The sequence below is a fragment of the Paenibacillus lutimineralis genome, from assembly GCF_003991425.1.
Classification (GTDB): Bacteria; Bacillota; Bacilli; order Paenibacillales; family Paenibacillaceae; genus Fontibacillus; species Fontibacillus lutimineralis.
The window spans coordinates 2859793-2874341 of the sequence record NZ_CP034346.1 but is presented as its reverse complement, the minus strand read 5'-3'; the positions used below and the strand labels follow the sequence as shown (position 1 = coordinate 2874341).

Genomic DNA, 14549 nt, shown 5'->3' with positions numbered 1-14549 from the left:
CTAGTTATCTAAAAATATAGTGCGCAAGCCCGCAGAACGGCCTATCGCCGTCAACGCGGGCTTTTCAATGGCCTTACATTTTCAATACTTCCCGGTTATCTAGTGGAGTCTGCTGTATTCGAAAAGATACTGTCAAGCTCACGATAACGAACAACAATTGGAGTGATAAAGCCAATAAAATTCCTGTTAACAGCCCCATGCTCAGTGTCTGGCTTACCGCAATCAAAGCGCCGCCAATTCCGATGCTTAACCCGGGACTGAAGGCGTCTGTAAATTGAAGACTAGCAGAGATTTCTCCTTCTTCCCCGACACTCGCATGTTGAAGAGCTATCGCCCCTGTGGTTGGGTGTGCCAGTCCGATGCCAAACCCCGTGAAAATTTGCGAAAGAACCGCGTATACTATTCCACCGCCTGGCAGGCTAACCGCAAGTATAACTGCCGCTACACCGATAATCATAAAGCAAATTCCGAGACTTACTCGTTTGCCTCGGCCTGCGCCATGATCTTTGGTATCCAGCCTTGATTGTAGCCAAGCGGCCGCTGACCAGCTTAACGCGCCTGCAGCGACAATGAGTCCCGCCAAATCCGCTGGTAGATTCTTCACTTCTGTCAAGGCCAGAACCACATAGCTCTCCGTAGCATTATAACAGGCGACAAACAAGCCTCTTGAAGCAATGGTCGCTGGCAATCCTTTTCTCGCCGTAAAGGTTCCTTTAGGCAGCAGCCTGCGCAATGGTTGTATCATAAGGAGTCCCCCCGCCAGAGCAAGCAAGATCCCCTTCCAATCCGTAATCATGCCTAGCCCGCTTAACAGCATTCCCGTTCCGATTGCCAGAAGCACCGCCATCCCTTCTTTACGGCTACCGTTAGCGCCTTCTTGCTTCTGTACCGTCAGTTTGCGGAACGCGGGAAGCGTTAGGATAACCGCCAAACCGATAAAGGGAAGCACCAGCCAAAATACAAATCTCCAGGATAGAAGCTCAGACAGCAGTCCAGCAATATAAGGACCAACTAAAGCTGGCAATATATATGCGCTTGAGAACATGGCAAGAATCTTTGTCCTCATCTGATCCGGATAGCCTAAAGTAATGCTGTAATACACACAGGTAATGACAGCCCCGGCGCCAAAACCCTGAAACAGTCTGCCGAGGATCAGCATAACCATGTTGACCGATAAGGCTGCAATTATAATACCAACCACAAAAAGCGAAATCGCTGTAAGAAAGGAAACAAATACACCGTTTTTGTTAATCCGCTGCCCGATTACCATCGTGCCCACAATTTGTGCCAATAGAAATGCGCTGAATATCCAGCCGTATAAATGAAGTCCGTTCAACCTTTGCGCTAGACTCGGGGCAATCGTTGTAATAGCGAGTCCCTCGAATGCAACGGTAGTAACGGCAAGAATAATTCCAATGGTAAGCGCCCTGTAGCTGGGGCCAAATACTCCTGCTTCTCGGTTTTGTTTTTTCATTTATCGTATCCCTCTCTATCTCTCAGATTTAAATAATTGACTCGCCATTACTTGCTGCAGCAAGTATATAGGCATTATTTGACCTCTCTATACCGAAATCATTAGCAAAATTCTATCCGCCATTTACTAGTCTGAACGATAATGGTCATGGCAACTATGTGTTAATTATATACCGCTTCATTACACAACTGCTTCGATCCAGCAGACGAACAATGAAGCGGATAGGCACAGTGTGTACCGCGGATCAGTAATCCTTGACATTGTTGTAGATGACCGAGAGAATCCTGCGGAAGGTCTCAACTTCTTCTTCGGACAGACCTTTGACTGTATTCTCATAAGCTTCCAGGGACGGAGTCAGGATATCATCTTTCACTTCACGGCCTTTAGGCGTTAAATATACCCGTAGGGACCTTCGGTCTGTCTCATGTACTACCCGGTAGATGAAGCCCTTCTTCTCCAGCTTAAACAGCATTCGGGCGATATTCGTCTGATCTTTATGCAGACGCTCGGCAATTTCCTTCTGGGTGATTCCTTCCTTTTCCCACAGGATCACTAATATCTCCCATTGATCTACGGTAATATCGAACGGGTTTACTACTTTTTGATAGTAATTATTCAATTTAAGAGCAGCACGTTGTACATTTACGCCAATATATTTCTCTAACTCCAATGTCGTCCTCCTCCAAATAGTTGATCTGATTATAGTTGCTGCAACTATTATATTTTCACTCATTCCGTTTGTCAATACTATCCATGCGTCACAAAAAAGCGGCAGTTCCAAGCAACCATGCCTGGACTACCGCTGTTTTCCTATGGATTAATGCCCTATATCGTAAATCTCTTGACTAATTGCTCTAATTCGCTGCTGGATTGACTTAAGTCTTCCGCTGCTTGTGAGACCGTATCGATCGCCTTCAATTGATCCTGCGTTGAAGCGCTGACTTCCTCCGCAGCAGCAGCCGATTCCTCTGAAATCGCGGACAGACTCTCGATCGACTGTACTACATCATCCTTTAATGTCACTGTTTTCTTCATTTCACCAGACATTTGATTGATAGAATGAATGACTTGATCCATCAATTCCTGAATCGTCATAAAAGCCGTCTCTGTATCTTTAACCGCTGCATTTTGTTCCAGCGTAATTTCCTTCGTCTTGGTCATCGCTTCAGTTGCATTTTCTGCATTTTCAACAATACCAACAATGGTGTCGCGAATTTGATCGGCATGTTCGGCAGATTTCTCAGCCAGTTTGCGAATCTCCGAAGCTACAACAGAGAAGCCCTTGCCAGCCTCCCCGGCTCTCGCAGCTTCAATTGAAGCGTTCAGGGCTAGCAGATTCGTCTGTCCGGAAATGCCATTCATCGTCGCTGCCACTTCTTTGATATCATTAATCTTCTCAACAAGAATGCTTAATACCTGCTCGATCGCTTGTATCTCTTGGAAGGATTCATCCGAACGCGTCTGGAGAACATTAAGCTTATCTCTACCATCAACGCTTGCCTCCTGCGTCTTACTGGAGTTATCCTGCATTTCATCCATCGTCTCTTGAATTAACGTGAATTGAGAATCCAGATCCATAGTAACACGCTGCATATTCTCTATGTTAGTCGCACCTTCCATCGAGCCTTTGGCCATATCTGACATCGCATGTGCAATCTCTTCGCTCGTAGCCTTTGTCTCTTCCGATACCGCGCTTAAACTTACAGCCGAATCCGATAATTTCTCGGAAGAAGTGATAACATGTGATAGAACCTCACGCATTTTCTGCACCATTTCATTAAAATGACCTGTCAATTGTCCAATTTCATCCTTCGATTTGGCCTCGCCTCGTACGGTTAGATTCCCATTGGCCATTAACTGTACTTGTTTCGTTAAATGCATGATTGGTTTCGTAAAATAACGGGCGATGAAATAGATAATTACACTAGATACCACAATGGCAATAAGGGTAATGAACATATTTAAGCGCTGAACTTGATGAACGAGCTTTAATAACTCTGACTCTTTATAGACAACGCCTATTTTCCAGTTCGTGCTCGGCATTGTCGCATAATAAATGATTTTCTCAGTGCTTTCTTGATCTGTGTATAGAATCTTTCCAATATTATTTTGATACATTTTGTCTATATACGATTCTTCTTTCAAGTTCTTTCCCCCATCCTCCGGATGGGCAATTACATTCCCTTCAGCATCCAGAATAAAGCCATAACCATTATAACCTACGCTTATCTCATTGATTTGCTCAGTTACCGTGCCTAAAGGCAGATCAAGAGCGATGACACCGATTACTTGATCATTCTCCACAATGGCCTTTGAAATGGCCACCTTCATTTGATTAGCACTATCAAGATAAGGCTTCGTGAACTGCACTTCCTTCGGACTTTTACTGGCCACTTGATACCATTGTCTTGTGCTTGGATCATAGCTGTCATCATAGGTATTGGATGGATCAGGATCGTACATACGCTTTGACGAACTTCCAATATAAATATATGAAACCTCCGGCTTCACCTTAATATAATTAACCATTTCATCTCGTATTTCTGGCGTAAAAGTTCCCTTATTGTCTCGTATCATTGCTTTGATGCGGGGATCATCACTAAAAACTAGAAGGTCTTTCGCATAATTGGTTATCCGTAAATCCGTCATTTTCGTTAATGTTTCAGCTTGCTCCGCTCCTTCAATATCTAAATCTGCTTTAAATTTTTTTGACATCTGGTTTCCTGTTACGAATTGCGATACAACCATAACTATGATAAGTAATAACGCAAAGATGAAAATGAGTTTGTTCTGCAATTTGTTTAACAAGATGTTTTCCCCCTAAGAATGTAGGTTTACAATTTACTGCTGCAGATGCATCAAATACTGGACGTCCTACTTGGATATATCGTCTTTTAACAGCATAAATTAAATAACCTGAGCAAAAAAACTGCTCAGGTTATTTCTGACAATTCGGTTCGATTTATAGTTTTATATATTAAATCTCTTGACCAATTGCTCTAATTCGCTGCTGGATTGACTTAAGTCTTCCGCTGCTTGCGAGACCGTATCGATCGCCTTCAATTGATCCTGCGTTGAAGCGCTGACTTCCTCAGCAGCAGCAGCCGATTCCTCTGAAATCGCGGACAGACTCTCGATCGACTGTACTACATCATCCTTTAATGTCACTGTTTTCTTCATTTCACCAGACATTTGATTGATAGAATGAATGACTTGATCCATCAATTCCTGAATCGTCATAAAAGCCGTCTCTGTATCTTTAACCGCTGCATTTTGTTCCAGCGTAATTTCCTTCGTCTTGGTCATCGCTTCAGTTGCATTTTCTGCATTTTCAACAATACCAACAATGGTGTCGCGAATTTGATCGGCATGTTCGGCAGATTTCTCAGCCAGTTTGCGAATCTCCGAAGCTACAACAGAGAAGCCCTTGCCAGCCTCCCCGGCTCTCGCAGCTTCAATTGAAGCGTTCAGGGCTAGCAGATTCGTCTGTCCGGAAATGCCATTCATCGTCGCTGCCACTTCTTTGATATCATTAATCTTCTCAACAAGAATGCTTAATACCTGCTCGATCGCTTGTATCTCTTGGAAGGATTCATCCGAACGCGTCTGGAGAACATTAAGCTTATCTCTACCATCAACGCTCGCCTCCTGCGTCTTACTGGAGTTATCCTGCATTTCATCCATCGTCTCTTGAATTAACGTGAATTGAGAATCCAGATCCATAGTAACACGCTGCATATTCTCTATGTTAGTCGCACCTTCCATCGAGCCTTTGGCCACATCTGACATCGCATGAGCAATCTCTTCGCTTGCTGCTTTCGTCTCCTCAGATACAGCGCTAAGACTGACAGCTGAGTCTGACAACTTCTCAGAGGAATCAATAACCCGAGATATAACCTCACGCATTTTTTGCGCCATTAGATTAAAATGACTGGTTAATTGTCCAATCTCATCTTTGGATTTGACCTCGCCTTGAACAGTCAGATCTCCTTCGGCCATTAATTGTACCCGATTCGTTAACTGGGTAATTGGCTTCGTAACGTATCTAGCAACATAATAAACGATAATACTGGACACGACGATGGAAATTAGTGTAATGATTACATTCAATTGCTCGATACTATTTACGAGCTGCAATAGATTTTTCTCATTATATATAGTACCAATCTTCCAGCCTGTAAGAGCAGAGGTCGTATAATATGTAATCTTTTTCGTACCCTCATCGGTGTACTGAAGCTTCCCTGCATCCTTTTTATACATATCTGCAACATAGGGCTTGTCCATTTGATTTTTACCATCTGAATTTGGCAGTACAATCGGGTTCCCTTCACTATCCAAGATGAATCCATGACCATTATATCCAACATTGGTCTCATTAATTTGTTCCGTTATTTGTTCAAGATCTAAATCAAGTGTAATGACGCCCTGTACTTTATCATTCTCTACAATCGCTTTAGAGATCGATACTTTCATTTTCTTACTTATCAGGTCCATATATGGCTCGGTGAATGTCACATGATCCTTGTTGTCATTAGCCAGCTTGTACCATGGCCTGGTCCGAGGATCATATGTTGACTCATATACATTATCCTCAGGATCATACATATTCTTTTTTGGGTCTCCCATATAAATCGCAGATACCTCTGGGTTATTCTTCGTATAGGATTTCATTTGTTTTGTCATGGATGAAGTAAGCGAGCCTTTATTCACTAAGATATCCTTGATCTCATCCTGCTCGCTAAATTGCAATATGTCCTTGGAAAAATTATCAAGACGTAATTCCGTAACCTGATTTAACGTTATTGATTGGGCAGCCCCAATCGAATCCAATTCCTTCTTGAAGCTGCGGCTCATTTCAGAACCAGTTATAAATTGCGAGGTAACCATAGCTACAATGAGCAATAAAGCGAAAATGAGAATAAGTTTGGTCTGTAACCTTTTAAACATGATGAATCCCCCCCTATGAATGTCAGCGTTACAAAACCATTACTGATTATGTAGAATTATGTCAGTAATGACGTAATAACGTTCCACAAAATATTAGCATAATTTAACTATGTATAACATGTCTTTTTTTTATATGTTCATCAACATTTTTGACCATTTTGCTGTTTATCTTCCTGATGCGGGTTCAGGTTCGATCCGGATATCTTCAATTTCCTCGGGAAGCTGATTGGACATGCTCGGAATCCTTCTAGGGAAATATTCAATGACATCGGATGAGAAAATATTCACGACCATGCTTCCGCCTCCGGCGAATGCACGGATGAGAACAGGCTGATTGTATTCATTATCGAACACAAAGTCAGGACCTCCCCAGCTTACAGTCGCATCTCTGCCGGGAGGAACATAAGACACATGACGACTATGGGAATAACGCTGAACAACCTTCAACCCAGCCCGGTCAACTGCGTTAAATAGTGTCGAGGATACCTGACATATACCGCCTCCTACTCCCTCTGACATTTCTCCCCTTACGATAATTCCTGCTCGTCTGTACCCTTTGTCGGTGGTACGAATTCCAACTACTTTATTGAAGGAGAAGGTCTCTCCTGGAAATACTACAGTACCGTCAATCGCTTTAGCCGCCAAGGCGATATTATAAGAACGATCTGCATTTCCGGAGTTATAATAAGTTACATAATAGCCAATCTGCTTGGAACGCAGGGAAGCAAGCAGTTCCGTATCCACTCGTGGATAGACAGGATAGGTCGGAACCTCGATCGTAGTAGAACCGCTGCTATACATATATTCATAGTAAGCCTTCAGAAATTCTTTCTTATCCAGCTTATAGCCATTCAGCCCCGGATCGATCCTTCCCGAACTGTTAATACGCGCATTAGTTGCTTCCTTATAGGTAATCCGATCTAACTCATCCATCCATCGTTCATATCGGCTCATATCGAGAAGAGGAAATACCGGCAGACGATGCGCCTCCCGTGTCAGGCTTGAGATTGGCTTCCCTTCGTGAGTTACCGTTAACTCATCTTGCTCTTGAACAGCATCTGGACTCTGCAGCAGCAAGAGAAGAAGATAGGACACTGATGTCCATTTCAAATGAATCACTCTTTCTAATTATTCTTATGGGGAATTCACATTCTTCCTGATAGTATGATTGGATTTCCAGCGATTCATTCAATTTGGTTGTATTCACCAGCTCAGTCAGACTTATCTGCATGTATCGATAGATCAAACAAAAATCCCCTCCAAGTGAATAAATGCCTTATTACAGCACTTGTTCACTTCGAGGGGATTCGAATTATTATAGCACCTTCTCCAGGAAGCTGATTGTACGATCGTTCTTCGGATTGCCGAACACTTCTTCCGGTGGACCTTCTTCCACGGTATAGCCGCCGTCCATGAATACAACACGATCAGCCACTTCACGGGCAAAGCCCATCTCATGCGTAACGATAACCATCGTCATACCTTCACGTGCCAGATCCTTCATGACACCGAGCACTTCACCGACCATCTCGGGGTCAAGTGCCGAGGTAGGCTCATCGAATAGCATGACGTCCGGATTCATCGCCAGCGCGCGAGCGATCGCTACGCGCTGCTTCTGCCCGCCCGACAGCTGATTCGGGAAGACATCGGCTTTATACGACAGTCCGACCCTTTCTAACAAGCCCAGTGCAGTATCACGTGCTTTCGCTGCATCCATCTTCCCCAACTCCATTGGAGCGAACATAATGTTCTTCAGCACACTGAAATGTGGAAACAGGTTGAAATGCTGGAACACCATACCGATATTTTCGCGGGCTTTATTGATGTCTGTCTTCGGATCATTGATGTCTTGATCATCAACGATGACCCGTCCTGCCGTAATTTCCTCCAAGCGATTAATGCAACGAAGAAAGGTACTCTTCCCCGAACCGGAAGGCCCGATCAAGCAGACGACTTCCCCTTCTTGAACCTGCATATCGATTCCTTTCAGCACCTGATTGGTGCCGTAGCTTTTCTTTAAGCCTTCGACACGAATCTTACCCACGGCGCACCCTCCCTTCCAGATTGCCAGAAATTTTCGTTAGAACGGTGATAACCACCAGATACATAATAGCGACCACCAGCCAGATATCAAACGAAGCGAATGTTCTTGCAATAATGATCTTACCGGATTGCGTCAACTCGACAAGACCAATCGCAGACAGAATCGAAGTATCTTTGAGTGTAATCACAAGCTGATTAATAAATGCCGGAATCATTACACGAATCGCCTGCGGGATAATGATCTTCATCATTGCCTTGCGGTAAGGTAGTCCAAGCGAACGAGCCGCTTCCATCTGTCCACGGTCAACGGACTGGATACCCCCGCGGATAATTTCTGTCACATAAGCACCTGCATTCAGACTAAGCGTCAGAATTGCCGCCAAGAACAGCGGCATCGTGAAGCCAAGCGCTTGTGGAATTCCAAAGTAAATAAAGAATGCTAGAACGATCAGCGGAATGCCGCGGAACAAATCGACGAATACGGTCGCTACGCCGCGCAAGAAGCGATTTCGACTGACCTTCATAAATCCGAAAATAAGTCCCAGGATAAAAGCAAAGAATAGCGATACGATCGTATACAGTAGCGTCTTACCTAGACCTTTAAGCAACGCTGGCAGGGATTCCTGAACCAGCCCCCAGCGGCTTTGACTTACCGGTGCGGAGCTATCCTCACCAAGATACTTCCCTAGTATCGTCTTATACTCACCGCTTGTCTTGAGATTAGCGAGACCCGTATTGAACTTATCCATAAGCTCCTGATTCTTACCCTTGTTCACGGCAAAACCGTAGGAACCGCCCTTTTCCATCTCGGTTACGATTTTCAGTCCATTGTTCTGTTCCACTCCGTATCTCAAGACCGGATAATCGTCGAAGCAAGCTACAGAATTACCCGTCTTCACATCGTCATACATCTGTGAGGATTCATCAAACGGCACAATCTTGAAACCATATTCCGCAGCGATGGATTCTGCGAACAGATAGCCTTCAGTCCCTGTCTTGACAGCGACCTTCTTCCCTTTTAAATCCTCGTAGCTTTTGATACTGTCATTATTCTCTTTAATCCCCATAACTACGCCGGAATCATAATACGGTTCAGATAGATTGAATTTCTGCTTTCGCTCATCGGTGATACTCATTCCTGCGATGACACCATCAACCTGTCCTGACTCCAGCGCTTGAACAGCCGCATTGAAGCCAAGCGGCTTCACTTCATACTTGAAATTTTGATCCCGGGCAATTGCCTCCAATAGATCCATGTCAATGCCGACGAATTTACCGTTCACATCTTGAAATTCAAACGGAGCAAACGTAATGTCTGTACCGATTACATAAGTTTTGCCAGAACTCGGCTCTGCCGCGACTCCTCCTGTCCAGCCAGACAAGCCGGTCAGCATGAAGATCAGCAGTGTTATGGTAAACAATGCGAGCTTTTTAGATTTCATATGTTCTCCCCTTTTCAGTCCACGCCCGAAATTTCTCCTCTTCACTGTTACCTCATGGCAGGTTTCCTACCATCAGATAAGTTATTTTAACAAAAAATATATCGATCCTGAAAATACAATTTCAACCAATGGGGTACGAGATACGATGTGCCTAAGCTTGAGAAGCCGCGTCACTACGCTGTTTTCATAAATTTTCGTGCTTGCAAAAAGACTTGTGATCAAAGTTTTTTATTGCACTAATAACCGCTCCTTCCCATTCACCATTTCACAAATTTGTGTGATACTCCCAGTCTAAAGCCAACAGAAAGACCAAGCTCAGAAGCATAAAATGTGCTCTGACTTGGTCTTTCTTCAATCACCCAAAAATGACAACTCAACTCTTTTAGTAACTGTCGTTGTCCATGGCTTAAATTGCTGCCCTCCGCGCTCAATTGTGTCTCATACCCGTGCGGCAGTCTTATGGCATCCTCCAATTCCAGAGGGAGCTATTGTCCACTTCATCCACAAAATCAGGATCATAGTCAAACTTAACGACGAACAGGCGATCTGCAGAAGCATGTTCCGGCCGCTTCTCCCTTTACGACCCAAATTGAGCCTCATGCAGCTTGCTGTACACTCCACCAGCTGCGACCAGGTCCTTATGTCTACCCTGCTCGACGATCCCCTGCTCCGTAACTACAATAATCCGGTCCGCATTCTTGATCGTAGCCAGGCGGTGCGCGATCACCAATGTCGTCCGGCCATCCGACAGCTCACTGAGGGACTGCTGGATCGCTTTCTCGGTCTCCGTATCCAGGGCTGATGTCGCTTCATCCAGGATGAGGATCGGTGGATTTTTCAGGAACATACGGGCAATCGCCAGCCGCTGCTTCTGTCCACCGGATAGCTTCACGCCGCGTTCCCCGATCACCGTCTCCAGGCCATCCGGCAATGATACGATGAACTCATCCAACCGAGCACGCTTGACGGCTTCCCAAATATCCGTATCCGCTGCGATCAGATCACCATAGGCGATATTTTCGCGGATTGTGCCTGAGAATAAGAAGACGTCCTGCTGAACAATCCCGATCTGCTTCCGTAGAGAAGCTAACTTCATCCGGGTAATGTCGATGCCGTCAACAGTAATCATGCCTGATTCCACTTCATAGAAACGCGGCAGCAGGCTGCACAGCGTCGTCTTACCGGCACCGGACGGACCAACAAAAGCAATCGTCTCCCCAGCTCTGATCCTTAGATCGACATTTTCCAGCACTTTGGCTTCATTCTCATAGCCAAACGTAACTTGATGATACTCAATGTCGCCGCGCAATTGATCAACCTCAATCGCATCCGGGCTGTCGGCGATATCCGGCTCCGGTCTCAAGCAGTTCTATGTAGCTCTTGAAGCCAGCCATCCCCTTCGGATAGCTCTCGATTACGGCATTGATCTTGTTGATCGGGCCGAGGAACACATTGGATAACAGTAGAAATCCGACGAATTCTCCGCTCGTCATCTCCCCTTTAATAACAAACCAGGTACCGCAGACGAGTACAAATAAAATGACGATTCTCATCAGGAAGTAGCTAATGGAAAGGTTTTGGGCCTGGATCTTATAAGAGAAAAACTTTGTCTGCCGATACTGCTCATTATTTTCAGCAAAACGCTCGGCTTCGAACTTCTCATTAGTAAATGCTTGTACAACGCGAATCCCGCCAATGCTGTCCTCCACCCGGGCGTTAAACTCGCCGATATCTCGGAACATGCGCTGGAACGCGTGAATCATCTTGCGGTTGAAATAGAGCGCCAGATAGACCAGTCCCGGAATGATGATGACGGCAAGCAGCGCCAGCTTCCAGTTGATTGACAACATCAGTGCAAATGCGCCGATCAGCGTCATTGCCGCGATGAATAAGTCCTCTGGGCCGTGATGGGCCATCTCCCCGATTTCCATCAGATTGCTGGTCATTCGGGCCATGAGATGTCCGGTCTTGTTATTGTCGAAGAAGCGGAAGGATAGCTTCTGCACATGGTTGAACAACTTGCTTCGCATATCTGACTCGATATTGATGCCAAGCCGATGCCCCCAATAGGTGACAATATATTGCAACAGACTATTCAGCGCGTACACAGCGAGCAGTCCAAGACAAGCCCAGAAGATCAACATCCAATCTCCGCTCGGCAGCAAATTATCGACGAACTGGTTTACGACAATCGGGAAGAACAATTCGAGTAACCCTGCGACAACGGCACAGCAGAAGTCAACCAGGAACAAGGCTTTATATGGTTTATAATAGAAGAAAAATTTCCTTAGCACAGAGTATACGCTCCCTTCCTACGAACTTATGGCAAATCCCCGATCGCAAAATCGGCTCTATTATCGTGAATGAGCTAGCAAATATAGAAAATATGGCGCTCCGACAATGGCAACGATAATACCTGCGGGTATTTCGGACGGTTGCAGAATCAAACGCCCCAACATATCAGCTACGATGACCATGAAAGATCCAGTCAACGCAGACGCCGGCAATAACGCTTGATGCTTCGGTCCTACGAGCCTTCTGGCCAGATGCGGTCCGATCAAGCCCACAAAACCTATGCCGCCGCTGACTGCTACACAGGAGCCCGCCAGTCCTACAGCAGCTGCAAGTAGCACAATCTGCTCCCTGGACACCTTTGCGCCCAAACCGATCGCTGTCATCTCCCCCAGATTGAGCACGTTCATCGTCCGCGCTTTAGAGAATACGAACGGAAGTAGAATCACAATGAATGGAAGCAGCGCCAGAACAAACTTCCAGTTCGTTCCCCAGATACTTCCGGCCATCCAGGTAGCCACGAACTGATACTTCTCCGGGTTAATTCGTAATGTAATAACAATCGTCGCTGCGCTGATGCCTGCGGCAACGGCTACACCGGTCAACAGCAGGCGCGTTGGCAGCAGACCTTTATGGCGCTTATAGGATAAGGAGAAAATAATGGCTGCCGTCACTCCCGCGCCAATCCATGCCAGTACAGGCAGCAAGAATATCGAAGCTGTGCCCATATTCGGATAGTAGGCTACGAAGATTAATACAACTAATCCGGCTCCAGCATTAATGCCCAGGATTCCCGGATCGGCAAGCGCATTTCGGGATATGCCCTGCATAATACAGCCAGACACGGCCAGTCCGGCACCAATCAGCACGGATATTACGATGCGGGGCAAGCGGAAATCGAACAGAATCAGTTGCTCCTTCTCGGTTCCTCCCCCAAACAAGGTTCGGATCGTGTCTAGCGGTGAGAGGCGGATAAAGCCAGTGTTCATGCTTAGTACAAAGGCAATGATAATGAGCAGCCCAAGCGTAAGCAGAACGGTAACATTTCTTCTATACTGACGTCTGTCTTCAGATGAAATATTCGAATTATTATTGTCCGTCTCAAATGTTGGTTGCGCCATTACAGCTCCCTCCCTTCCTTGCGTGAAATATAGAGGAAGAAGGGTACCCCTATCAGTGCAATCAGAGCACCGAGTGGAGTCTCGTATGGCGGGTTGACCATTCTTGCCGCCAGGTCCGCAAACACGACGAGCAAAGCTCCGAGAACTGCGGAACACGGGATAATCAGACGGTAATCCACCCCAACCAGCTTCCGGGTCAAATGAGGGATAACCAGGCCTACAAAGCCGACAGCGCCTACTACCGAGACAGCTGCTCCGGCCAAAATCAGCACAATAGTAGCGCCGAATAGCTTCACCGTACCACTGCGAAGTCCCAGACCCCTAGCTACATCATCGCCCAGACTAAGCATCGTGATCGAGCGGGACAGAATAATCGCTCCAACTACAGCCGCAAGCACCCAAGGGAACATGATTTTAAGCTGTAGCCAGCTCGTACCTGCAACACCACCCGCATACCAGAAAGCGAGATCCTGCCCGATACGGAAATAGAGAGCTATTCCTTCGCTAAGCGCGGACAGCAATGCGGATACAGCCGCCCCGGCCAGAACCAGACGCAGTGGCGTTAGTCCGCCTTTGACCATAGAGCCGATGCCGTAGACAATCCCTGCCCCAATTCCGGCTCCCAGGAAGGAATACAGAATTAGGTACATAAATGGCAGACCAGGGAAAAAAGCAAAGCAGAGCGCCAAGGCAAAGCCAGCACCGGCGTTCAAACCAAGCAGACCTGAATCGGCTAGCGGATTGCGCGTCATTCCCTGCATAATGGCTCCGGCTACGGCGAAGCAAGTGCCAACCATCGCTCCACCGAGAACGCGCGGCAGCCGGAGTTCCTGAATAATCTGATGCTGTGTCAGATCGGAATTGTAGCGAAATATCGCCTCCCAGACGGTTGTAAACTTAATATCCGCCGCCCCAAAGGATACGGACAGACCGATGCTGAGAATCAGAGCCACTACGCCTCCAACCAGAATGATTGCCGCCGCCCACGGATGTGAACGGAACGTCACTTCCTTAACCTCTTCATTCTGTTGTGTAAGATTCATATCTATCTTGCCAAGACTCATTTTAAGCCACCTTTACCTATCAGAATTTCAGTTCGAACATAAATGACCGCTCTAACGAAGCGGCCATTTTGCTTGCATTGCTGCGGGCAATCGCTAGTATTTGCCGGTCACTGCATTCACGGCATCATCCGCTTCCATGTTCTCCGCCATCGGCCCTGAAGCAACC

At 46.1% G+C, this 14549-nt stretch carries 9 protein-coding genes and 1 pseudogene; all 10 read right to left on the bottom strand.

Annotated features, from left to right (window positions below; translation table 11 throughout):
• Positions 1-73: 73 nt before the first annotated feature.
• The 10 genes and pseudogenes from EI981_RS12235 to EI981_RS12190 all read right to left on the bottom strand — a co-directional run bounded on the left by EI981_RS12235 (position 74) and on the right by EI981_RS12190 (position 14383).
• Entirely contained in the window at positions 74-1474 is a 1401-nt protein-coding gene (locus tag EI981_RS12235; RefSeq protein WP_126998493.1) for an MFS transporter, read from the bottom strand.
• Positions 1475-1718: 244 nt separating this feature from the next.
• Positions 1719-2144: a MarR family winged helix-turn-helix transcriptional regulator gene (locus tag EI981_RS12230; RefSeq protein WP_126998491.1), complete on the bottom strand. Its 426-nt coding sequence runs from the start codon at positions 2142-2144 to the stop codon at positions 1719-1721.
• A 155-nt stretch (positions 2145-2299) separates the two neighbouring features.
• Positions 2300-4282 (bottom strand): methyl-accepting chemotaxis protein, encoded by a 1983-nt coding sequence (locus EI981_RS12225; protein WP_126998489.1) that lies wholly within the window; start codon positions 4280-4282, stop codon positions 2300-2302.
• A gap of 162 nt (positions 4283-4444) precedes the next feature.
• The gene (locus EI981_RS12220; protein ID WP_126998487.1) at positions 4445-6421 is read right to left on the bottom strand and encodes a methyl-accepting chemotaxis protein; all 1977 of its coding nucleotides are present in this window, start codon (positions 6419-6421) and stop codon (positions 4445-4447) included.
• A gap of 165 nt (positions 6422-6586) precedes the next feature.
• Positions 6587-7531 carry a VanW family protein gene (locus EI981_RS12215; protein ID WP_193556456.1) on the bottom strand — a complete coding sequence of 315 codons (945 nt, stop codon included), beginning with the start codon at positions 7529-7531 and terminating at the stop codon, positions 6587-6589.
• Positions 7532-7736: 205 nt separating this feature from the next.
• On the bottom strand, positions 7737-8465 hold the full coding sequence (locus tag EI981_RS12210) for an amino acid ABC transporter ATP-binding protein (protein WP_126998485.1): 729 nt from the start codon (positions 8463-8465) through the stop codon (positions 7737-7739).
• The gene (locus tag EI981_RS12205; protein WP_227011896.1) at positions 8458-9858 is read right to left on the bottom strand and encodes an amino acid ABC transporter substrate-binding protein/permease; all 1401 of its coding nucleotides are present in this window, start codon (positions 9856-9858) and stop codon (positions 8458-8460) included. The genes EI981_RS12210 and EI981_RS12205 overlap by 8 nt, the downstream gene beginning before the upstream one ends.
• Before the next feature lie 625 nt (positions 9859-10483).
• A pseudogene (locus EI981_RS12200) lies at positions 10484-12200 on the bottom strand (ABC transporter ATP-binding protein).
• A 60-nt stretch (positions 12201-12260) separates the two neighbouring features.
• Complete coding sequence (locus EI981_RS12195) at positions 12261-13319, bottom strand: FecCD family ABC transporter permease (RefSeq protein WP_126998481.1); 1059 nt, start codon at positions 13317-13319, stop codon at positions 12261-12263.
• Entirely contained in the window at positions 13319-14383 is a 1065-nt protein-coding gene (locus EI981_RS12190) for a FecCD family ABC transporter permease (protein WP_418789050.1), read from the bottom strand. Before EI981_RS12190 ends, EI981_RS12195 begins: the two co-directional genes overlap by 1 nt.
• Between the last annotated feature and the right edge of the window lie 166 nt (positions 14384-14549).